The following is a 20018-nucleotide window of genomic DNA, read 5'->3' as shown; positions in this document are numbered from 1 at the left end:
TCGAATTCGACCCGAATAGGGGAAAGGAAGTTACGTGCTAGACGTCAACTTCTTCGATGAACTCCGGATCGGCCTGGCCACCGCGGACGACATCCGCCAGTGGTCCTTCGGCGAGGTGAAAAAGCCGGAGACCATCAACTACCGCACGCTCAAGCCGGAGAAGGACGGACTCTTCTGCGAGAAGATCTTCGGCCCCACCCGGGACTGGGAGTGCTACTGCGGCAAGTACAAGCGTGTCCGCTTCAAGGGCATCATCTGTGAGCGCTGTGGCGTCGAGGTCACGCGCGCCAAGGTGCGTCGTGAGCGGATGGGCCACATCGAGCTGGCCGCGCCCGTTACCCACATCTGGTACTTCAAGGGCGTTCCTTCGCGCCTCGGGTACCTGCTCGACCTGGCGCCGAAGGATCTGGAAAAGATCATCTACTTCGCCGCCTACGTCATCGTCGGAGTCGACGAGGAGCTGCGCCACAACGAGCTCAGCACCCTCGAGGCCGAGATGGAGGTCGAGAAGAAGGCCGTCGCCGACCAGCGTGACGCCGACCTGGAGGCCCGCGCTCAGAAGCTCGAGGCCGACCTGGCCGAGCTCGAGGCCGAGGGTGCCAAGTCCGACGTGCGCCGCAAGGTCAAGGACGGCGGCGAGCGCGAGATGCGTCAGCTCCGCGATCGGTCCCAGCGTGAGCTGGACCGGCTCGACGAGATCTGGACCACCTTCACCAAGCTGGCCGTCAAGCAGCTCATCGTCGACGAGGTGCTGTACCGCGAGCTGATCGACCGCTACGGCGAATACTTCACCGGCGCCATGGGTGCGGAGTCCATCCAGAAGCTGATGGAGAACTTCGACATCGACGCCGAGGCCGAGAACCTGCGGGAGACCATCCGCAGCGGTAAGGGCCAGAAGAAGCTGCGCGCGCTCAAGCGGCTCAAGGTCGTCGCGGCGTTCCAGACCAACGGCAACTCGCCGATGGGCATGGTGCTCGACGCCGTTCCGGTGATCCCGCCGGAGCTGCGCCCGATGGTTCAGCTCGACGGTGGCCGTTTCGCCACCTCCGACCTGAACGACCTGTACCGCCGCGTGATCAACCGCAACAACCGCCTCAAGCGACTGATCGACCTCGGTGCGCCCGAGATCATCGTCAACAACGAGAAGCGGATGCTGCAGGAGTCCGTCGACGCACTGTTCGACAACGGCCGTCGTGGCCGTCCGGTCACCGGACCGGGTAACCGCCCGCTGAAGTCCCTGAGCGATCTGCTCAAGGGCAAGCAGGGTCGTTTCCGTCAGAACCTGCTCGGCAAGCGCGTCGACTACTCGGGCCGTTCGGTCATCGTGGTCGGTCCGCAGCTCAAGCTGCACCAGTGCGGTCTGCCCAAGCTGATGGCGCTGGAGCTGTTCAAGCCGTTCGTGATGAAGCGTCTGGTCGACCTGAACCACGCGCAGAACATCAAGTCCGCCAAGCGGATGGTCGAGCGTCAGCGTCCCCAGGTGTGGGATGTCCTCGAAGAGGTCATCGCCGAGCACCCGGTGCTGCTGAACCGTGCGCCCACCCTGCACCGCCTCGGCATCCAGGCGTTCGAGCCGCAGCTCGTCGAGGGTAAGGCGATCCAGCTGCACCCGCTCGTCTGTGAAGCGTTCAACGCCGACTTCGACGGTGACCAGATGGCCGTGCACCTTCCGCTGTCCGCGGAGGCGCAGGCCGAGGCCCGCATCCTGATGCTGTCCTCGAACAACATCCTGTCGCCCGCCTCGGGTCGTCCGCTGGCCATGCCGCGTCTGGACATGGTGACCGGCCTGTACTACCTGACCCGCCTCGAAGAGGGCGCGAAGGGGCAATACAAGCCGGCCGCAAAGGATTCCGTCGAGTTCGGCGTGTACTCCTCGCCGTCCGAGGCACAGATGGCGGTGGACCGTGCCGAGCTCACCGTGCGTTCGCTGATCAAGGTGCGGCTCATCCACCAGCGCCCGCCGAAGGAGATCGAGGCGAAGCTGTTCCCGGAGGGCTGGAACCGCGGCGACGCGTGGATTGCCGAGACCACCCTCGGTCGTGTGCTGTTCAACGAGCTGCTCCCGGCGGACTACGCGTTCATCAACGAGCCGATGCCGAAGAAGCGTCAGGCGACGATCATCAACGATCTCGCCGAGCGTTACCCGATGATCGTGGTCGCGCAGACCGTCGACAAGCTGAAGGACGCGGGCTTCTACTGGGCCACTCGTTCCGGCGTGACGGTTTCGATGTCCGACGTCCTCGTGCCGCCGGAGAAGACCGAGATCATGGAGCGCTACGAGGCGCTCGCCGATCAGATCGAGAAGAAGTACCAGCGTGGTGCTTTGGATCACCAGGAACGCAACAACGCCCTGGTCAAGATCTGGCAGGAAGCGACGGAAGAGGTCGGTACGGCGCTGCGTGCGCACTACCCGCCGGACAACCCGATCATCACGATCGTCGAGTCGGGCGCCACGGGTAACTTCACCCAGACTCGTACCCTCGCCGGTATGAAGGGCCTGGTGACTAACCCGAAGGGTGAGTTCATCCCGCGGCCGATCAAGTCCTCGTTCCGTGAGGGCCTGACCGTTCTCGAGTACTTCATCAACACCCACGGTGCCCGAAAGGGTCTGGCCGACACCGCGCTTCGTACCGCCGACTCGGGTTACCTGACCCGTCGTCTGGTGGACGTCTCGCAGGACGTGATCGTGCGCGAGCACGATTGCACCACCGAGCGCGGCATCGTCGTTCCGATCGCGGAGAAGCAGCCGGACGGCACGCTGATTCGCGACGCGCACGTCGAAACCTCGGCCTACGCACGGACTCTCGCGTCCGACGCGGTGGACGCCAAGGGCAATGTCGTGGTGGCGAAGGGTGCCGACCTCGGCGACCCGGCCATCGAGGCGCTGCTCGACGCCGGCATCACCGAGGTGAAGGTCCGCTCCGTGCTGACCTGCACCACCGGCACCGGCGTGTGTGCGACCTGCTACGGCCGCTCCATGGCGACCGGCAAGCTGGTCGACATCGGTGAGGCCGTCGGCATCGTGGCCGCGCAGTCCATCGGTGAGCCGGGTACCCAGCTCACCATGCGTACCTTCCACCAGGGTGGTGTCGCAGGCGATGACATCACCGGCGGTCTGCCCCGTGTGCAGGAGCTCTTCGAGGCTCGTGTGCCGAAGGGCAAGGCGCCCATCGCCGAGGTCTCGGGTCGCGTGCGGCTCGAGGACGACGATCGCTTCTACAAGATCACCATCATCCCGGATGACGGTGGTGAAGAGGTTGTCTACGACAAGCTCTCGAAGCGTCAGCGGCTGCGTGTCTTCAAGCACGACGACGGCACCGAGCGTCTGCTCTCCGATGGTGACCACGTCGAGGTCGGCCAGCAGCTGCTGGAAGGCGCGGCGGATCCGCACGAGGTGCTGCGCATCATGGGCCCCCGTCAGGTGCAGATCCACCTGGTCCACGAGGTCCAGGAGGTCTACCGCTCGCAGGGTGTGTCGATCCACGACAAGCACATCGAGGTCATCGTGCGCCAGATGCTGCGTCGCGTGACGATCATCGATTCGGGTGCCACGGAGTTCCTGCCCGGCTCGCTCACCGAGCGGTCCGAGTTCGAGGCCTCCAACCGTCGCGTCGTCGCCGAGGGCAACGAGCCCGCGGCGGGCCGCCCGGTGCTGATGGGTATCACGAAGGCGTCGCTCGCGACCGATTCGTGGCTGTCGGCGGCGTCCTTCCAGGAGACCACGCGAGTCCTGACGGACGCGGCGATCAACTGCCGCTCCGACAAGCTCATCGGCCTCAAGGAGAACGTGATCATCGGCAAGCTGATCCCGGCAGGTACCGGTATCAACCGCTACCGCAACATCCAGGTGCAGCCGACCGAAGAAGCCCGTGCCGCCGCGTACGCGGTGCCGTCCTACGACGACACCTACTACAGCCCGGACAGCTTCGGTCAGACCACCGGTGCCGCGGTCCCGCTGGACGATTACGGTTTCAGCGACTACCGCTAACCGGTAGCGCAGCAACAACATCCGGCCCCCGCTCCTCGCGAGCGGGGGCCGTTTGCGTTTCCGCACTCCGACGCTGGTCGGTGCTGGCATGATCTGCGGAATGACGGCTCCGGTGGCCGACGACGTCGTTCGCGATGTCGTACGAGAAGCGATCCGGTCGGTGTGGAAGCAATGTCCCGACCTGATCGAGCACGGTGTGCACGAGCGAACGGTGGTGGCGCACATCGCCGCAGCGTTGAACGTGCGGCTCGAGGCGTGGCCGGGACTGTGGCGCGCCGACGTCGAATACAACCGCTTCCACGACCGCGGCCTCGAGGCGATCGGCACCAAGTATCTGCGCGGTGCCGCAGGCGACCGCCGCAACGTCTATCCGAACCTCATCGTGCACGACCCGCGTGGTGGCGGCCCCGACCACAACCTCCTCGTCTTGGAAGCCAAGAAGGGCGCGCCCACCGACATCGACCGCGAACCCGACTACCGCAAACTCCAAGGTTTCCTCCAGCAATTCGACTACCACCAAGCCGCTTTCCTCGAATACGACGGCACCGGCGGCCGCCCCCGCATCGAATGGCTCGTCCCCTTCATCTCCCACCCCGACCCGACCACCCCCGCCTCCGAGGAGCTGTAGTAGCAGCTCAGGCTCGGCGTGCCCCGATCACCTATCATTGGCCTATGCCTCCTGCCAGCCCCCTACCTGCCGGTGATCCCCATCGCGTGATCACCGGTCCAGACGGCGTTGTCGAGGTGATCGTGAGCTTGAGCGAGTATCAGCAGCTCAAGGCCGAGCGTGCAGAGTTGCGTCGCCTCCAGGAGACTGAGGGCCGAAATCTGATTGCGGCTCAAATGCGCGAGGGAATGGCGCAATACGCCGCCGATCCGTCGGCTTTCCGCACGCTGACGCGAGAAGACCTGGAGCAGGAAGACGTCTTCGACCGGCCGTAGGGTCCTGATCCAAGTGATCGTGCAGGTCGTCTTGATCGACGCTCTCTAACCGCATGTGCGGATCCGTTGCGGCACTGGGCAGTTGGCTTCCGGCGCGTTCAGATCCCGGCTGACGTCGCGTCGGTTGCTCATATCTGGCCTGACCGGATGTTCTTATCGCGGCCAGGTCAATCCCACCAGACCGTCAGCATTCCTCCGGTGTAAGGCCGGTACCCGAGAGCCTCGGCCATCTCTTCCGCGTTGTCTTGGACGATCACTTCGTCTGCCTGCCAACTGCCTTCTACGGCCACCTGAGCCAGCTTCTGGGTCTTCTCCAAGCTCTCGGTCAGTACGAAGAGGGTGTCCACGTTCCAGGTGTTGCGACCGAGGTCTCGTAGTTTGATCAACGACATCGCCGGGAGCCGATCGGGGTGCGCCGCCGATGCCAGCCCGAGACGGTCCATGCACACTGCAGTCCACAGCTCACGATTCTGCTCCAGGCTGGCGACTACTCGCTCGCCGTCGAAGTTGTTGAATCGGCTGCGGCGAATCAACTCCAGCTGAATCTCCTGCACGGTTGCGTTGGCAAGCATCGGTTCGGTCATGGTTCACTCCCTCGTGCGGCCAGGCGAAGCGGTCGGGCCACCGTAACTGTCTCGTCGGAATGCGCCGACCGGTGGCCCGGTGTCGTGCGGGACGAGACGGTGAGGGGTGACGATGGGAGGGTGATGGGAAAATTATTTCTGGGGGAATTATTGCTGTCAGAATATTTTCGGATGTAAGGGTTCGGCTGGTTGTGGGGTGCGACGGCGGCCTGTGTCCTGGTGAAAGCTGTTCCGCCCGTTCGAAAGCGAGTCACTCCATGACCCACCACCAGATCTTCGATCTCGGTGATTTCACCACGCAGCACGGTGCCACTTTGCGGGGCGCCTTCTTGGCGTACGCGACGTATGGCGAGCTGAATGCCGACAAGAGCAATGCGGTGGTGTACCCGACGTGGTATTCGGGGCGGCACTGGGACAATGAGTGGCTGATCGGGCCGGGGATGGCATTGGACCCGGAGAAGTACTTCATCATCGTGCCGAACATGATGGGCAACGGGCTGTCGAGTTCGCCGAGCAACACGCTGCCGCCCTACGACCGGGCGCGGTTCCCGAACATCACGGTCTTCGATCAGGTTGCCGCCCAACATCGCTTGGTGACAGAGAAGTTCGGCATCGAGCGGCTCGCGCTGGTGACCGGCTGGTCGATGGGCGCCGGCCAGACCTACCAGTGGGCGGTGAGCTATCCGGAGATGGTCGAGCGGATCGCTCCGTTCTGTGGTTCCGCGCGCACCAGCCTGCACAACAAGGTGTTCCTGGAGGGCGTCAAGGCGGCGCTGACCGCGGACGCGGTCTTCGCGGGCGGCTGGTACGGCGAGAACTGGCCGACCACCGGATTGCGTGCGCTGGCAAGGGTTTACGCGGGCTGGGGCTTCTCGCAGGCCTTCTACTGGGAGCGCGAGTACGAGAAGCTCGGCTACGCCTCCCTCGACGATTTCCTCATCGGCTTCTGGGAAGGCTTCTTCCTCGACGGCCGTGATCCCAACAATCTGCTGAGCATGCTGTGGACCTGGCAGCACGGCGACGTCGGCCAAACACCTGGCTTCGACGGTTACACCGAAGCAGCCCTCGCCTCGATCAAGGCGACCGCCCTCGTGCTGCCCGCCGAGAAGGACCTGTACTTCCCGCCGGAAGACGAAGCATGGGCCGTCACCCACATCCCGAACGCCGAACTGCGGGTAATCCCCGGCATCTGGGGCCATTTCGCGGGCCATGGTAGCAATCACGAAGACACCCGGTTCATCGATACCGCCCTGTCCGAGCTCTTGGCCAAGCCGGGCGGACTGGCCTGACTCGACTCCACCGACAACTGAATCGCGGGATCCGAACCGTGGACTACATACTCGTGGCGGCGATCGGCAGCGTAGTGCTGATAGGCATTGTCGCCCTGGCGGTCTGGGACGACGTGCGCGACCGCACCGACACACTGATCGGCCCACCCCTCGAAGGAATCCGACCACACGACGACGTCCCCGACCGATCGTGAGGTGATGCGGGCTGCGTCACTGCCGGACGCAGCCTGCATCACCTGCACGTACGGTCGTCCGGAGCCTTCCCGCCGGGCATGCCGCCGAGCCGAATTCCGTATGCTTCCGGCGTGACGAGCTCTACCTTTCGCTGTGGATCCTGCGATCAACAGCACGACGGCCCGCCCTTCGCCTACGCCGTCCCCGCACCGGCCTACTGGAGTTCCGACCTCGAGCAGCGTCCCGGGAACGTGCTCGAGGCCGAACAGTGCAAGATCGGCGACCACTTCTTCCTGCGCGCCCGTCTCGTCCTGCCCGTGTTGGACGCCGAGGAGGACTTCGAGTGGGGCGTGTGGATTTCGGTCAGTGCGCCCAGCTACGACCGCATCGTCGAGATGTGGGGCAATCCGGACCGCGCCGAGGAGCCACCGTATTTCGGCTGGTTGTCGAACGAACTGCCGCTGTACGAGCCGTCAACACTGGAGCTGAAGACCAAGCTGCACACGCAGCCGCTCGGTATCCGGCCGCTGGTCGAGTTGGAACCCACCGACCACCCGCTTGCTGTGGAACAGCGCACCGGCGTTACGATGGCCCGCGTCCGTGAAATTGCTGAATGGCACCTGCACCTCTGAGCGGTGCTGTGCCTGCAGCATTTGACATCAACTAATGTTGAGGTTGCAGGGTGGGGTCAGAGAGATCGAGTTCTGACCGGAGGAGACACCATGCGCGCGGTTGTATTGCATGCTTTTGGGCCCGCAGGGAATCTGCGATACGAAACTGTTCCTGATCCGATTCCGGGGGCGGGGCAGGTACGGATCGCGGTGAAAGCGGCGGGGGTGCATCTGATCGAGACGGCGATGCGCGAGGGCTTGCCGATCGGGCCGCCGCTGCCGGAGCTGCCTGCGATCTTCGGTGGTGAGGTGGCGGGGGTCGTCGAATCCGTTGGGCCTGGGGTGGATACGGCGTTGGTCGGGGTCGATGTGGTGACGTCGAGGAGCGTGTCCGGCGGGTACTCCGAACTGGCCGTCGCCGAAGCGACTGCGCTGCATCGGATTCCGGCCGGATTGGACTACGAGTCCGCCGCCGCGATGATCGTCACCGGCACCACCACCATCGAAGTGCTCGACATCGCCGCACTGACCGCCGCCGACGTGGTCCTGGTGAACTCGGCGGCGGGTGGGGTCGGACGACTGATCGTCCAGTACGCCCGCGCCATCGGTGCCCGTGTCATCGGCGCGGCAGGTGGACCCGCCAAGGTCGCCGCGGTCGAGGCACTCGGCGCGGACCTCGCTGTCGACTACAACCAACCCGACTGGACCGATCCGGTCCGGCGGGCATTCGGTGAGCACCCGGTGACGGTGGCACTGGACGGTGTCATGGGCGAAAAGGGCAGGGCGGCACTGGATCTGCTTGGCGAGGGCGCCCGCTACGTCACCTACGGCAACGCGTCCCGCGAGGAGTTCGCACCGGACTCGGAAAAGCTGCGGGAACACGGCATTACGGTGATCGACGCACTGTCGATCATGCTGAGCAAACCGCGCGAGGTGCGTGGCGAGGAATCCAGGGCCCTGCAAGCCGCCGCCGACGCGGCGATGGTGCCGACGGTGCACACCTTCCCGCTCGCCGCGGCGGCGCAAGCCCACGCCGCACTGGAGCGGCGGGCAACGACCGGCAAAGTGATCCTGGTTCCGTAGCCTTTCATCCCATGGTCACCAGGGTGTGGATCATGCGGTCCACCATGGGTATATGCGACGAACGTATGCGGCGAGCGCGGCAGCCGTCCTGCTGATCGGTGTCCTGTCGACGGGGACGGCGTCCGCGGGCGGCCCCGGACGTCCTTTCGACCTGCAAGCCCACCGCGGCGGCACCGCACTGGTCGTGGAGAACACGCTGGCGGCGTTCGCGAACGCGCTGGAACTCGGCGTCAGCACGCTCGAGTTGGACGTGCAGATCACCGAGGACGGCTACCCGGTGCTCACTCACGATCGGGATCCCAACCCGGACAAGTGCATCGACACGGCCCCCGCTTTCCCTGGCGACCCGAAGTTCCCGTATGTGCCCGGCACCAGGTATATCCGGGATCTGACGCTGGCGCAGGTGCGCACGATCGATTGCGGTTCAAAGCAATTGGCCGCATTCCCCGAACAGCGCACCGTGCCCGGCGCCCGGATGCCGCTGCTGTCCGAGGTTTTCGACCTCGTCCGGGCCCATCACGCGGACGAGGTGAAACTGAATATCGAAACCAAGGTCGAAGCGGGCGCCCCGCAGCAGACGGCACCGCGGGAACAGTTCGTGCAGGTTGTCGCGGCGGAGATCCGCCGTGCCCACATCGAAAACCAGGTCACCATCCAAAGTTTCGACTGGGGCGCATTGATGCGCATGCGCGAAGTCGCCCCCGAGCTGCCGCTGGTCGCCCTCACCAACGGCCAGCAGTTCTTGCAAGAGGGTCAACCGGGTCCCTCGCCATGGCTCGGCGGCCTCGACATCGATGACTTCCCCGGTTCCCTCCAGCAGAAATTTGTCGCCGCCGCAGCATCTTTCGGTGCGGACGCGGTGTCGCCGGTGCACGGCGACCCCCAGGGTGCCGCGGTCACCACCCCCGGCTATCGCCCTTTCACCACGGCCGAACTCGTCCGGGCCGCGCATGATCGCGGAATCCGGGTGGTGCCGTGGACCGTCGACGATCGCGCCACCATGATCGCCTTGCTCGATCTCGGTGTAGACGGCCTCATCACCAACCGGCCGGACTTGTTGCGCACTGTCCTCTCCGAGCGCGGCTATCAGCTGCCGAAGCGGTACCAGCGGTAAGTCGACAGCTGTCTGGACAACCCGCACCCGATGCGAGTATGAAATTAGAACACGTTTCATTTTGCGCGGCGGGAGATGCGATGGACAGCGCGGCCATGGGGGAGTTGGTGATGGCCGGCTTCCAGAAGTTGGGCTTCATCCAGTACACCGGGATCGAAGGGGTGGAGTTCGACGCCGGACGGAACGTGGTGCGGATGGCGCCGCAGGCGGAGCATCTGAACCACAACGGTGACCTGCACGCCGCGGTGTTGTTCGGACTGGCCGAGACCGCGGCGATGGGCGCATCGGTGTCGGGCATCGTCGACCTGATGGGCGAAACGTTCATCGTCGCAAGGGATGGACGGATCGAATACCGGGCGCGTGCCAAGGGGGAGGCAGGTCCGTTCCTGGCGACCTCTCAGTTGTCCGGTGAAGTCCTACAGCGGGTCAGGGCCGATATCGCGGCCAAGGCTTCGATCGAGCTCGAAGTGCCGGTGAACATCACCGACAACACCGGAAAGTCCGTCGCGGCAGCCGCATTCACCGCGGTCATCCGCCCGCGCAGATCCGCGTAGCGAGCACCGGGGCGCGCACGCTGTTGCCCGTCATCGGAACACGGGTCCTCGGCGCTGCCGCCGAGGACCGCGTGACCCGGTGACGCCGGATCAGGGTGCGCCGGAGGCGTATTCCAGCGCCGCGTCGATCGCGGGCTGGCCGCCGCCCATCGCGAGTCCGCTTGCCGCGCCGATCGCGGCGCCGAGCACCGTGGTGATCGGCACCGTGATGAAGTCGAAGATGAACAGGCCGAGCGGGAAGCCGAGGATGAACCCGATGCCTGCGCCGATTCCCGCGCCCGCCAACACAAATGGCCACGCCTTCTCGACTTCGGCGAACAAGCGTTCCTGGGTTGCCACATCGCGCAGCGGTGTCTGCGACATGTTGTCGGGGGTGATGCTGAGCTGGCGGCCGGACGCGTCGATGTCCGGATGTAGTTGCACCCGTTGGTCGCCGACACGCACCGCCATCGGTAGCGCGGCGACGACGGTGCCGTCGCGGTCGGTGAGTGTGACGACCCGACCCTCCTTGATCAGCTCGAATCGGCCGTCCTGGATCGTGGTCACCGCCCCTCGCCGGTCCTCGGATGCCGCGACCTGGTAGGCGATTTCGTGGAATGATCCGCGCACATCGAGCGGTGCGTCGGGTGCGGTGCTTGCGGGGTCCGCATAGGTGGTGCCCGCGGTGATGACCGTTGCGGTCATGGCGAGCAATACCGTGGCGGTGCTTCTGAAGATGCTCATCGTTGTGCTCTTTTCGGTAGCGCTCCCCCTGCGCGGTGTTTTCGTCGGCGACGATACCGTTTCGTGACCTTCAGCAGAAGGGGTTCGGGCACAACGCGTTCGGATCACGCCTGCAGCTGGTCGCACACCCTGCGCAGATAGCCGGCGAACCGCTGCCGATCCTGTTCGTCCCAGTCCGCGGTGAGCTCGGCAAAGACGTGGCGTTGCCACTCGTGCGCGTCCGCGAGCAGCTGTTCGCCGCGGGCGGTCAACGCGAGTGAGGTACGGCGACGGTCGTGTTCGGATTCGGCGCGGGACAGATGGCCCGCCGCCGTCGCGTCCCGCACCATGCGGCTCGCGCCGGAGTGGTCGAGCCCGAGTTGGTGTGCCACCGAGGTGATCGTGGCTTCGCCGCCTTGCTCGATGGTGGCGGCGACCACCTCGACCACCTGCACGTGCTGTGCGTGCCGCAGCTCGTCGGGCAGGTCTTCGGATGTTCGATTGATCCAGCGGCGCGACCAGAATCGCACCACCCGGAACAGTGCGGGCCCGCCGTCGACGGTGCCAGGTTTGGTCCCCCTTGTGCTCATGCCGCCAGCCTAACGCGAACCTTAGCAATTGCATGCAATGCGCATGTATATTTGTATGCGTACCGCATGTATATGGAGGGTAGTTCATGGCCATCGTCTTGCATCACACGATCGTGCCCGCCGCCGATCGGCACGCCGCCGCAACGTTTTTCGCCGAGCTGATGGGTCTGACGGTGGGCGCGCCGACCGGTCCGTTCGTTCCGGTCCGAGTGAACGGCGACCTGACCCTCGACTTCGATGATCGTGGCCGGGTCGAACCCGGCCACTACGCCTTCCTCGTCGACGACACCACCTTCGACGCGATCCTGCATCGCCTGGCCGGGTGGCCCGACGTCGCCTACGGTGCGGGCATCGAGCACGGCTGGAACCGCGACATCAATCGCCTCGGCGGCGGCCGCGGTGTGTACGTGTGCGCACCGGACCGCCACAGCTACGAGATCTTCACCGCGGCTCCATGACGGCGAACCGCGGCGCCTACTCGAATCAGTCTCTGGCCGGACCGATCCGGCGTTTACGCGGCTTCAGATGCAAGGCGGGCAACGGCGGCGCCGGAATGCGCTGGTCCGGCGAGTGTCCCGCGATATCGGCGAAGCGATCGAGATTGTGGTTCTCCCAATCATTTCGGGCAGCCACGATCTCATCGTGGCTGCGTCCGACGAAGTTCCACCACATCACCAGTTCCTCGCCGAACGGCTCGCCGCCGATCAGCGCGAAATGCGCACCCGCCGTGCTGGTCAGCGCGATCTCGTCGCGCTCGGTGCCGAGGTAGAGCAGCGGTCCTGCGGTGAGCGGCGTGCCGCCGACCGTCACCTCGCCCTCGATCACCAGCACCGCATGCTCGAAGCCGCGTTCCAGGGGCAGGGTGACCTCGGCGCCGGGATCCAGCCGCACGTCCGCGCCGACAATCGGCGTGTACGCCTTGGCGGGTGAGACGGTGCCTGCCAGCGAGCCGATCAAGACCGTCGCGTGCAGTCCTTGCGCTTCGTACACCGGCAGCTCGCGATGCTGCTCGAAATGCGGCTCGATCCCGGTGCTGTTGCCGGGCAACGCGATCCACAGCTGCAGGCCGTGCCCGGCGTGCGCGCCGGCGACCTTGTACTCCGAGTGCGCGATGCCGCGCCCCGAGGTCATCAGGTTCAGCTGCCCCGGCTCGATCTCCACATCGGAACCGACCGAATCGCGATGGCGGATCCGGCCGTTGAACGGCCAGGTCACCGTCTGCAAGCCGATGTGCGGATGCGGATCGATATCCGGGGACGCCCCCGTCGTGGTGACGGTGGGGGAGCCGAAATGATCGAGGAAGCACCAGGCGCCGACGGTCGGCAGATCCCGTTGCGGCAGTACGCGTTCCACGTAGACGCCGCGGACGCCGCCGAGCGGCACCTCGCGCAACGGAAAGAGCTCGGCGACCGGTCCGGGACCGGCCGTCGGCTCGCAGAGCGCCTCTTCGGGATGCGCGTCCAGATCACTCATGACTCCGCCTCGCTGGCGCTCGGCTCCGCCATGAGCGAGGGCTCAGCTGTGCCCTTTGTTCGCTCGCTACGCTCGCTCATGACTCCGCCTCCGATGCGGTCGCCGACGCTCGGCTCACCGGCTGATGCCCTTGCCGATCACCTGCGCGTCGTACTGCGGGTGCTTGTCGAGGTACGCCCTGATGAACGGGCACAGCGGCCGGATAACCCTGCCCCGCTCGATCGTGTCCTCGATGGCCTGCTTGGCCAGGACGCTGCCGAGCCCCTTGCCGGAGAACGCACCGTCGATCTCGGTGTGGATGAACACCGTCTCGTCGTCGCGCTCCTCGTACTCGGCGAATCCTGCCAGCTCGCCGCCGTAGAACACTTCGTAGCGGTTCTTCTCGGCGTTGCGGGCGACAGTGGATTCCGGAGTGGATGTGGTCATGGTCGGCTTCTCCTTCGCGGCATGGACAGGGTGATTGCTCAGGATCGACACGCGATTGAACGCGCCGATCGTGGTGGCGGCCCAGAGGACGACGGACAGTTGATCGTCCGTCAGTTCGGTGCGTGCGAGTGCGTAGGCGCGCGCGAGGGTGTCCTCGTCGGGGAGTGTCGTGGTGAGCTCGGCCAGCGCCAGCGCGGCTCGTTCCCTCGGGGAATACAGCTCCGTGCGCCGCCAGGCGGGCAGCACGGCGAGTTCCTGTTCGGTGTTGCCCGCGGCGCGCGCGGCTCGGGCGTGCACGTCCAGGCAGTAGGCGCACCCGTTGATTTGGGAAACCCGCAGGTTGATCAGCTCGATGAGTTTGCGGTCGAGTCCTGCCGCGGCGGCCGCGGCGCGTACTTCGTTCGCGACTTTGCCGAGGGCGCGGTACGCGGTGGGTGTCTGCTTGTCGAGCCAGACGCGGGCGTGCGGTGTATCGGGCTTCACTCCGTGGAATGTTAGCGGCTCGAACGGTCAGGCATCCGGCCGGGGACGGTTCAAACGGACCGAGGTCCGCGCCATTTACACCCGCATACAGAATTCGTGAAGATCGTCGCCGACGCTCGCGCCCGCCCTGCTCACGGCACAGAATTGGAGGTTCACCGAAGGAGAAATGTCATGAGGTTCCGCAACCGCACCGCCCCAACCCTGGTCGCCGCCTGCCGCCGCAGCGCGCACCGCATCTGGGCCAGGCAGGATCTCACCCCGCAGGAACGCGCGAATCTGATGGCGGGCTGGACACCGCCCGCGATCATCAGCGCGTCACTGGGCGGGCGCACCTTCCACTGACACACCGCGGCCCGGCGATCCACCTTCGGATCGCCGGGCCGCGTGCTGTCCCACTAGATTTCGGTGAACCGGCGCAGCTGGAACGGCTCGACGAGCAAGTCGTCCAGCGCCGCCGCGCCCGCCTGGAGGTGCGGGGTCTCGAAATGTCGCGCCAATGCGTCCGCATCGACCCATTCCTCGAGCAGCACCGCCCTGCTCGGATCGGTGGGATGCAGGTACAGCTCATAGGTGAGGCAGCCCTCTTCGGCGAGGGTCGGCTCGATCAGGTTCTGCAACACCTCGCGCAGCTCCGACTCCCGACCCGCCTTGGCGGTGAACCGGACATTGAGTGTCAGCGTGGCCACTGTGGTTCCTCTTTCGTTGTGGTGCTTGATATTTCCGGTGCGGGTCACCGCGTGGCGTCGACGGTGGCTGCTCGGACCGGCGCGACCTTGCCCTCGTAGACGCCGATCTTGTAGTCCAGGACGGCGACGGCCTGTTGCAGGTCGGCGATCTTGGCGAGCACCTCGGCGCGGGTATTCCGGAACATCTCCAGCCGTTCGGGGAACGTCGATTCCCCTTCCCGCACCAGCTCGGCGTAGCGGACCATGTCCGCCACCGACATGCCTGTGGTGCGCAGATGCCCGATCAACGTGAGCCATTCCAGATCACGCCCGCTGAACCGCCGCTTCCCCGCGTGATCGCGCCCGATGTAGTTCATCAGCCCGATCCGCTCATACCAGCGCAACGTATCCCTGCTGAGCCCCGACCGCTCGGCCACCTCGCCGATCGAATATCGAGGCACCTCCCAGTCGCGCTCGTTCCCGGCAGCTTCACTCATCACCCTCACCTCTTCCCGACGACACCATCGACGGTACCTACCTGGAGCTCACTCCAAGCAACACTCATCCTGCCGAAGCACCCGACTGCTTCCCTCCGTTCCTGTACCTTGCGTGGGACACTGGAGCCGACCAGGGGCGGGGCGAGCTGAGGAGCGAGGGTGACGGCACTTCCGGAACCAGGGCGGCTGCTGACGATTGCCGACTATGTGTCACTCGGTGAGGACGATCGGTATCGCCTGGAACTGGAGGAGGGGAAGCTGCTGATGGTGCCGTCGCCGGAGCCTGAGCACAATCTGGTCGGCAGTGAGCTCGTATTTCAGCTGCGTGCCCAACTGCCGCGGGAATTGGTCGCGGTGCCCGACGTCGATGTCGATCTGCAGTTGGCCCCTGCGGATGGACCCGCGACTGTGCGCAGACCGGACGTCATGATCGTGCAGCGGGCAGAGATGGAACGCCGGAAGGCCGAAGGCGGCATCCTGCGGGCCTCCGGCGTCGTCGTGATAGTCGAGATAGTCTCGCCGGGGACCAGACGGACCGATTATCGAACTAAGCGTGGCGATTACGAAGACGCGGGAATCCCGCAATACTGGATCCTCGATCCGAACCCACCGGTAAGTCTCCTCGCTCTCCGGCTTACCAGCGAACTCGGTTACGTGGACAACGGTGAAGCGAGCGGAACGTTCACGACCAACTCTCCGTGCCCGCTGACGATCCGTCTGGATGAGTTGGACTGACTCCTCGACGCAGCGGGCTCGAACATTCGAGGGTCAGTTGTATTTCGGGAGTTCCTGGACGGCCCACCTGTTGCCGTCGGGGTCGGCGAAGTAGGTGAACTTGCCCCAGTCGAGGGTTTCCACCGGAGTGGCCTCCACGCCTGCGGCGATCAGTTCCTTGTAGGCGTCTTCGGCGTTGGCGACGACGATCTGCACGCCGCTGACGCTGCCGGGTGCGGCCTCGGTGATGCCGTCACCGATGCAGATGGAGCAGCCGGAGCCGGGCGGGGTGAGCTGCACGAATCGCAGGTTCTCGTTGACCCGGTGATCGTGGTCGACGTTGAACCCGATCTTGGCGTAGAAGTCTTTCGCACGATCGACGTCGCTGACGGGGATCGCGATGAGCTCGATTTTCCAATCCATCGCCCGAGCATCCCAAAGGTCGCCGACAAAGTCCTGGGTTCCGGCCTACTCTGGGGATATGCCAGGTAAGGACATCGACCGGATCAGGGCCCGTTCGGCCTGGGCCACGGTCAAAGAAAGCCCCATGATCACCGCCATCGCGGTGGCGCCGGTGGTGCTCGCGCTCGCCGTCGTGTGGTGGCTGCTCGGCGGGTTCGCCGCATTCGTATTGCTGGTCATCCTCGGCGCGGTCGTGGTGGTCGGCGGCAAGTTGCTGCGCTGAACTCACCCACCGCGTCGGCTCCGCAGGCTGCCGTCCACGGGAACGCACCCACGCCGTCGGCTGCCTTCCTCGGTGGCGCACCCACGCCCGTTGGCGTACACCGGGAGCCGCCCACAACGTCGGCGGAGGCTCTAACGACGGCCTACCGCGTCCGCTTACCGGGGGATGTGAAAGCGCACCAGCTCCCCGGTCCCCGCGTCGACCTGTGCCCACGGCCGGTCGAACTCGAGCACCGCGAGCGCCGAGGTGGGGAACTTGCGGCTGAGCTCGACGGCGTGCGTCGAATTCCGATTGCTCGCCAACTCCCATGCCGTCCACGGCATTCCGGGCGCGTGCCCGATCACCAGCAGCGTCGACACGTCATCGTCGCTGAGCTGGACCAGCTCGATGAGGCTTTGCGGCGAGGCCTCGTAGATCCCGGCCTCGTAGACCACCGGCGCGTCGATTCCGGTGACGGCCAGCGTTTCCCTGGTGCGGGTCGCGGTCGAGCATCGCACCGCGTCGACCGGGGGCTGGGTCGCACGCAACCAGTCGCCCGCCAGCGCGGCCTCGCGCTGTCCGCGCGGCGCGAGCGGGCGTTCGTGGTCGCCGACACCGTCGGGATACGCCGACTTGCCGTGTCGCATGAGGATCAGAGTCCGCACCATGGAGATACCGTAAGGCCTCCGGTGGCATGGCCTCGACCACACTCGAGGCAAACTGAAAGCGGCGTCACATCGCGGCGGTTGCGCGGCGTGCCGCTTTTGTCCACCTCTGCCCATCGGGTGGCCTACAGCCCACGTACTTCGAGGACTTGCACAATATGGCCTACGTAATCACGCAACGTTGTTGCAACGACGCCAGCTGCGTCTCCGAGTGTCCGGTCGATTGCATCCGCCCGACACCGGACCAGCCGGAGTTCGCGACAACCGAGATGCTCTACATCGACCCCGACACCTGCATCGACTGCGGTGCGTGTGTGGATGCGTGCCCAGTGGAAGCCATCTTCTCCGAGGACGACCTGACCGCATCGCTGGCGCGCTACCGCGACATCAATGCCGCCTACTTCCAACGGCATCCGCTCGAATCCAACTTCGACCCGATCGTGACGCCACCGCGGCCGCCGAAGGATCTCGGCACCTTGCGGGTCGCGATCGTCGGCGCAGGCCCTGCCGCCTGCTACGCGGCCGACGAGCTGCTCCGCAGAGCGGACGTGGAGATCGAGATGTTCGACCGGGTGCCGACGCCATGGGGCCTGGTTCGCTCAGGCGTCGCCCCCGATCACCCTGGCACCAAGACGGTTTCGGGCCTGTTCGAGTCGGCGTTCCGGCGCGAGACCCTGCAGTACTACCTCAATGTCGAGGTGGGCACGCATATTTCGCACGAGGAGCTGCTCCGCCACCACCACGCGGTCATCTACGCGGTCGGCGCGTCGACCGACCGCCGCCTCGACGTGCCGGGCGAGGATTTGCCGGGCAGCCACTCCGCGACCGAGTTCGTCGCCTGGTACAACGGGCATCCCGACTACGCAGACCGGCAGTTCGACCTGTCCGGCGAGCGGGCCGTGATCGTCGGCAACGGCAACGTCGCCCTCGATGTGGCCAGGGTCCTGACCGTGTCCCCGGACGAGCTGGCCAAGACCGACATCGCCGACCACGCGCTGGACGCGCTGCGGCGCAGCAATATTCGCGAGGTGGTCGTGCTCGGCAGGCGTGGCCCGCTGCAGGCGGCCTACACGTCGTCGGAGTTCCTGGCGCTGGCGCACCTGAAGGGCATCGATGTCGTCGTCGACGCGGCCGATCTGGCGCTGGATCACGCCAGCCAGGCCGTGCTGGACGACCCGGACGTCGAGCCGTCGCTGAAGCTCAAGTACACCCTCGCCGAGGAGTACGCGGGCGGGCGTCGCGATCCGGGCAACAAGCGGATCGTCTTCCGCTACCTGGCTTCACCGACCGCGCTGACCGGCACCGACAAGGTCGAGGCGATCGAGTTCGTGCACAACGAATTGTTCGAGGAGAACGGACAGGTGGTGGCGCGGGCGACCGACCGCACCGAGCACATGGACGCCTCGCTGGTGCTGCGCTCGATCGGCTACCGCGGTGCGGCCGTCGCCGACATCCCGTTCGACGAGCGGCGCGGTGTCGTGCCGAACGAGCACGGCCGGGTGCTTGCCGATGACGGTGCTCCGTTGTCCGGGGTATACGTCAGCGGCTGGATCAAGCGCGGTCCGCGCGGTGTCATCGGCTCGAACCGGACCGACGCCGAGGAAACCGTCGAGAACCTGATCGCCGACTTCACCACGGGCAAACTCGCTGCGCCGGAGGCGAATCGGGCCCAGCTGAAGGCGCTGCTCGGCGAGCGGCAGGCCGATCTGGTCGACCGGGAAGGCTGGCGGGCGATCGATCAGGCCGAACGCGCCGCTGGCAAGTCATCGGGTCGGCCGCGGGTCAAGTTCACCACCCGCGCTGATCTGTTGAAGGCCGCACGCGGTTGAGTCTGGGCGGCCCCGGCCGCCCAGACTGCCAACTGATTTCGCAAGGACATGGGTAACTCACCGGGTACGGGCTTACTCCCGTACTCGGCGACCGTCGGCCGCCAACGGTGCCCTCGTGCCGCCTAGGTCTGGCCTGAATACTCGGAGAGGCGGGGGAGCAGCGGCATGATGCGCACGACGGTGGTGGTCGTGCCGCCGACCACGAACCAGAGTCGAAGCACCGGCCGTCCGGTGCGATCGCCCGGCTCGTAGCGGCTGCGCACCGTCACATGCTGACGGGCGAGCACCGGCGCCACGTATTCGATCACCGCGCGATGCGGGCCTGCGAGCAGCTTGGGATAGTCGACGAGGAACTGCTCGACCGCCTGCCAGTAGCAGGCGTTGTTGACGTGGTTGTACTGGTCGATGTCGGTCGCGCGCACCGGAAACGGCATATCGGTATCCGATTCCGCAGGCACGGTGTCGGTCAGATAGGGCCGCCAGCGCAGCCGGTGTTCCTGCGTTGTCTGCGCCAAATAGGCGAGGCCGTCGTCGCTGATCCGCGCGGGCATCCCGGTCGACTCGCTGATGTTGATCCAGAAACCCTCTGTCTCGATCAGTCCGCCGTTCGTGCTGGTGATCCGCACCCGCATGTTCGTCCACCGGGTCGACATCGCCGAGCACCAGCGCAACAGCTGCACCTCGTCCGGCCATTGGATCGGCCGGATCACATCGATCACCGTGCGCCGCACGATCCAGTTCGGATCGGTTCGGTTCAGGAAGGTGCCGTACAGATTCTCCCAGGCGATGTCCTGCAGATAGCGGGCGATCGCGTCGAAACGCAGCCGAACGTAGGGATCTACGTCGCCAGCCCGGATGGGCCACGCCGAAGCAAAGCCCATGCCCTCCTGGGGAAGCGGGGCGAGTGGCTGATCGAGTGACACTGGTGCTCCTCGCGCTGCACGGTGTGCCGCGTTCTTCGTGTTGCTGTT

At 65.7% G+C, this 20018-nt stretch carries 24 protein-coding genes and 1 pseudogene; 14 read left to right on the top strand and 11 right to left on the bottom strand.

Going from position 1 to position 20018, the window contains the following annotated elements; translation table 11 throughout:
• Positions 1-34 precede the first annotated feature (34 nt).
• The 3 genes from NA11_RS04980 to NA11_RS04970 all read left to right on the top strand — a co-directional run bounded on the left by NA11_RS04980 (position 35) and on the right by NA11_RS04970 (position 4930).
• Positions 35-3988, top strand: a complete 3954-nt coding sequence (locus tag NA11_RS04980; RefSeq protein WP_069160558.1) for a DNA-directed RNA polymerase subunit beta' — start codon at positions 35-37, stop codon at positions 3986-3988.
• Between the two features lie 100 nt (positions 3989-4088).
• The gene (locus NA11_RS04975; RefSeq protein WP_069160557.1) at positions 4089-4616 is read left to right on the top strand and encodes a hypothetical protein; all 528 of its coding nucleotides are present in this window, start codon (positions 4089-4091) and stop codon (positions 4614-4616) included.
• A gap of 44 nt (positions 4617-4660) precedes the next feature.
• Positions 4661-4930 (top strand): hypothetical protein, encoded by a 270-nt coding sequence (locus tag NA11_RS04970; protein ID WP_141717418.1) that lies wholly within the window; start codon positions 4661-4663, stop codon positions 4928-4930.
• 167 nt (positions 4931-5097) lie between these two features.
• Here NA11_RS04970 and NA11_RS04965 read toward each other — a convergent pair whose 3' ends face one another.
• Positions 5098-5514 carry a hypothetical protein gene (locus NA11_RS04965; RefSeq protein ID WP_069160555.1) on the bottom strand — a complete coding sequence of 139 codons (417 nt, stop codon included), beginning with the start codon at positions 5512-5514 and terminating at the stop codon, positions 5098-5100.
• Positions 5515-5771: 257 nt separating this feature from the next.
• Between NA11_RS04965 and NA11_RS04960 the strand changes: the two genes are divergently transcribed.
• The 6 genes from NA11_RS04960 (at position 5772) to NA11_RS04940 (ending at position 10339) form a co-directional block, all read left to right on the top strand.
• Positions 5772-6803, top strand: a complete 1032-nt coding sequence (locus tag NA11_RS04960) for an alpha/beta fold hydrolase (protein WP_069160554.1) — start codon at positions 5772-5774, stop codon at positions 6801-6803.
• Positions 6804-6841: 38 nt separating this feature from the next.
• Positions 6842-6997 (top strand): hypothetical protein, encoded by a 156-nt coding sequence (locus tag NA11_RS45495; protein WP_167837574.1) that lies wholly within the window; start codon positions 6842-6844, stop codon positions 6995-6997.
• A gap of 111 nt (positions 6998-7108) precedes the next feature.
• Positions 7109-7609 (top strand): DUF2199 domain-containing protein, encoded by a 501-nt coding sequence (locus NA11_RS04955; RefSeq protein WP_069160553.1) that lies wholly within the window; start codon positions 7109-7111, stop codon positions 7607-7609.
• A gap of 90 nt (positions 7610-7699) precedes the next feature.
• Entirely contained in the window at positions 7700-8671 is a 972-nt protein-coding gene (locus tag NA11_RS04950) for a zinc-binding dehydrogenase (RefSeq protein ID WP_069160552.1), read from the top strand.
• A gap of 52 nt (positions 8672-8723) precedes the next feature.
• Positions 8724-9785 (top strand): glycerophosphodiester phosphodiesterase family protein, encoded by a 1062-nt coding sequence (locus NA11_RS04945; RefSeq protein ID WP_069160551.1) that lies wholly within the window; start codon positions 8724-8726, stop codon positions 9783-9785.
• A gap of 80 nt (positions 9786-9865) precedes the next feature.
• Positions 9866-10339, top strand: a complete 474-nt coding sequence (locus tag NA11_RS04940; protein WP_069160550.1) for a PaaI family thioesterase — start codon at positions 9866-9868, stop codon at positions 10337-10339.
• Positions 10340-10429: 90 nt separating this feature from the next.
• Here NA11_RS04940 and NA11_RS04935 read toward each other — a convergent pair whose 3' ends face one another.
• Both NA11_RS04935 and NA11_RS04930 read right to left on the bottom strand, forming a co-directional pair.
• The gene (locus tag NA11_RS04935; protein WP_069160549.1) at positions 10430-11062 is read right to left on the bottom strand and encodes a DUF8020 domain-containing protein; all 633 of its coding nucleotides are present in this window, start codon (positions 11060-11062) and stop codon (positions 10430-10432) included.
• A 104-nt stretch (positions 11063-11166) separates the two neighbouring features.
• The gene (locus NA11_RS04930; RefSeq protein ID WP_069160548.1) at positions 11167-11631 is read right to left on the bottom strand and encodes a MarR family winged helix-turn-helix transcriptional regulator; all 465 of its coding nucleotides are present in this window, start codon (positions 11629-11631) and stop codon (positions 11167-11169) included.
• Between the two features lie 86 nt (positions 11632-11717).
• Between NA11_RS04930 and NA11_RS04925 the strand changes: the two genes are divergently transcribed.
• Positions 11718-12089, top strand: a complete 372-nt coding sequence (locus NA11_RS04925) for a VOC family protein (protein WP_069160547.1) — start codon at positions 11718-11720, stop codon at positions 12087-12089.
• Positions 12090-12114: 25 nt separating this feature from the next.
• Here the strand turns inward: NA11_RS04925 and NA11_RS04920 are convergent, their stop codons facing one another.
• The 3 genes and pseudogenes from NA11_RS04920 to NA11_RS47305 all read right to left on the bottom strand — a co-directional run.
• Positions 12115-13104, bottom strand: a complete 990-nt coding sequence (locus NA11_RS04920; RefSeq protein ID WP_069160546.1) for a pirin family protein — start codon at positions 13102-13104, stop codon at positions 12115-12117.
• Between the two features lie 114 nt (positions 13105-13218).
• Complete coding sequence (locus NA11_RS47310) at positions 13219-13530, bottom strand: GNAT family N-acetyltransferase (protein ID WP_439957044.1); 312 nt, start codon at positions 13528-13530, stop codon at positions 13219-13221.
• A 24-nt stretch (positions 13531-13554) separates the two neighbouring features.
• Positions 13555-14013 (bottom strand): annotated as a pseudogene (locus tag NA11_RS47305) (carboxymuconolactone decarboxylase family protein); the annotation flags it as partial.
• Between the two features lie 171 nt (positions 14014-14184).
• Between NA11_RS47305 and NA11_RS45490 the strand changes: the two are divergent.
• Positions 14185-14355, top strand: a complete 171-nt coding sequence (locus NA11_RS45490) for a hypothetical protein (protein ID WP_167837573.1) — start codon at positions 14185-14187, stop codon at positions 14353-14355.
• A gap of 53 nt (positions 14356-14408) precedes the next feature.
• Here NA11_RS45490 and NA11_RS04910 read toward each other — a convergent pair whose 3' ends face one another.
• Together NA11_RS04910 and NA11_RS04905 are read right to left on the bottom strand one after the other, a co-directional pair.
• Positions 14409-14699 (bottom strand): putative quinol monooxygenase, encoded by a 291-nt coding sequence (locus NA11_RS04910; RefSeq protein WP_245745722.1) that lies wholly within the window; start codon positions 14697-14699, stop codon positions 14409-14411.
• 44 nt (positions 14700-14743) lie between these two features.
• Positions 14744-15175 (bottom strand): MerR family transcriptional regulator, encoded by a 432-nt coding sequence (locus NA11_RS04905; protein WP_069160544.1) that lies wholly within the window; start codon positions 15173-15175, stop codon positions 14744-14746.
• 159 nt (positions 15176-15334) lie between these two features.
• Between NA11_RS04905 and NA11_RS04900 the strand changes: the two genes are divergently transcribed.
• On the top strand, positions 15335-15910 hold the full coding sequence (locus tag NA11_RS04900; RefSeq protein WP_069160543.1) for a Uma2 family endonuclease: 576 nt from the start codon (positions 15335-15337) through the stop codon (positions 15908-15910).
• Positions 15911-15943: 33 nt separating this feature from the next.
• Here NA11_RS04900 and NA11_RS04895 read toward each other — a convergent pair whose 3' ends face one another.
• Positions 15944-16312, bottom strand: coding sequence for a glyoxalase superfamily protein (locus NA11_RS04895; protein WP_069160542.1), 369 nt, complete (start codon positions 16310-16312; stop codon positions 15944-15946).
• Between the two features lie 58 nt (positions 16313-16370).
• Here NA11_RS04895 and NA11_RS04890 point away from each other — a divergent pair, with 58 nt between their 5' ends.
• Entirely contained in the window at positions 16371-16574 is a 204-nt protein-coding gene (locus tag NA11_RS04890; RefSeq protein ID WP_069160541.1) for a hypothetical protein, read from the top strand.
• A gap of 155 nt (positions 16575-16729) precedes the next feature.
• On the opposite strand, the gene NA11_RS04885 is transcribed toward NA11_RS04890, so the two are convergent.
• Complete coding sequence (locus NA11_RS04885) at positions 16730-17221, bottom strand: SixA phosphatase family protein (protein ID WP_069160540.1); 492 nt, start codon at positions 17219-17221, stop codon at positions 16730-16732.
• 155 nt (positions 17222-17376) lie between these two features.
• Here NA11_RS04885 and NA11_RS04880 point away from each other — a divergent pair, with 155 nt between their 5' ends.
• The gene (locus NA11_RS04880; RefSeq protein WP_069160539.1) at positions 17377-19047 is read left to right on the top strand and encodes an FAD-dependent oxidoreductase; all 1671 of its coding nucleotides are present in this window, start codon (positions 17377-17379) and stop codon (positions 19045-19047) included.
• Positions 19048-19169: 122 nt separating this feature from the next.
• On the opposite strand, the gene NA11_RS04875 is transcribed toward NA11_RS04880, so the two are convergent.
• Positions 19170-19970, bottom strand: a complete 801-nt coding sequence (locus NA11_RS04875) for an acyl-[acyl-carrier-protein] thioesterase (RefSeq protein ID WP_218023246.1) — start codon at positions 19968-19970, stop codon at positions 19170-19172.
• Between the last annotated feature and the right edge of the window lie 48 nt (positions 19971-20018).

The sequence above is a fragment of the Nocardia altamirensis NBRC 108246 genome (assembly GCF_001612685.1).
Lineage (GTDB): Bacteria > Actinomycetota > Actinomycetes > Mycobacteriales > Mycobacteriaceae > Nocardia > Nocardia altamirensis.
The sequence above is the reverse complement of the archived record's forward strand: the minus strand, read 5'-3'. Positions and strand labels throughout refer to the sequence as shown.

Excerpts from the sequence above, each read along its gene's own strand:
- NA11_RS04925 (WP_069160547.1), top strand. The coding sequence starts at position 11,718 with ATGGCCATCGTCTTGCATCACACGATCGTGCCCGCCGCCGATCGGCAC.
- NA11_RS04970 (WP_141717418.1), top strand. The coding sequence starts at position 4,661 with ATGCCTCCTGCCAGCCCCCTACCTGCCGGTGATCCCCATCGCGTGATC.
- NA11_RS04975 (WP_069160557.1), top strand. The coding sequence starts at position 4,089 with ATGACGGCTCCGGTGGCCGACGACGTCGTTCGCGATGTCGTACGAGAA.
- NA11_RS04950 (WP_069160552.1), top strand. The coding sequence starts at position 7,700 with ATGCGCGCGGTTGTATTGCATGCTTTTGGGCCCGCAGGGAATCTGCGA.
- NA11_RS04895 (WP_069160542.1), bottom strand. The coding sequence starts at position 16,312 with ATGGATTGGAAAATCGAGCTCATCGCGATCCCCGTCAGCGACGTCGAT.
- NA11_RS04920 (WP_069160546.1), bottom strand. The coding sequence starts at position 13,104 with ATGAGTGATCTGGACGCGCATCCCGAAGAGGCGCTCTGCGAGCCGACG.
- NA11_RS47310 (WP_439957044.1), bottom strand. The coding sequence starts at position 13,530 with ATGACCACATCCACTCCGGAATCCACTGTCGCCCGCAACGCCGAGAAG.
- NA11_RS04945 (WP_069160551.1), top strand. The coding sequence starts at position 8,724 with ATGCGACGAACGTATGCGGCGAGCGCGGCAGCCGTCCTGCTGATCGGT.
- NA11_RS04965 (WP_069160555.1), bottom strand. The coding sequence starts at position 5,514 with ATGACCGAACCGATGCTTGCCAACGCAACCGTGCAGGAGATTCAGCTG.
- NA11_RS04880 (WP_069160539.1), top strand. The coding sequence starts at position 17,377 with ATGGCCTACGTAATCACGCAACGTTGTTGCAACGACGCCAGCTGCGTC.
- NA11_RS04940 (WP_069160550.1), top strand. The coding sequence starts at position 9,866 with ATGGACAGCGCGGCCATGGGGGAGTTGGTGATGGCCGGCTTCCAGAAG.
- NA11_RS04960 (WP_069160554.1), top strand. The coding sequence starts at position 5,772 with ATGACCCACCACCAGATCTTCGATCTCGGTGATTTCACCACGCAGCAC.
- NA11_RS04890 (WP_069160541.1), top strand. The coding sequence starts at position 16,371 with ATGCCAGGTAAGGACATCGACCGGATCAGGGCCCGTTCGGCCTGGGCC.
- NA11_RS45490 (WP_167837573.1), top strand. The coding sequence starts at position 14,185 with ATGAGGTTCCGCAACCGCACCGCCCCAACCCTGGTCGCCGCCTGCCGC.
- NA11_RS04885 (WP_069160540.1), bottom strand. The coding sequence starts at position 17,221 with ATGGTGCGGACTCTGATCCTCATGCGACACGGCAAGTCGGCGTATCCC.
- NA11_RS04905 (WP_069160544.1), bottom strand. The coding sequence starts at position 15,175 with ATGAGTGAAGCTGCCGGGAACGAGCGCGACTGGGAGGTGCCTCGATAT.
- NA11_RS04935 (WP_069160549.1), bottom strand. The coding sequence starts at position 11,062 with ATGAGCATCTTCAGAAGCACCGCCACGGTATTGCTCGCCATGACCGCA.
- NA11_RS04930 (WP_069160548.1), bottom strand. The coding sequence starts at position 11,631 with ATGAGCACAAGGGGGACCAAACCTGGCACCGTCGACGGCGGGCCCGCA.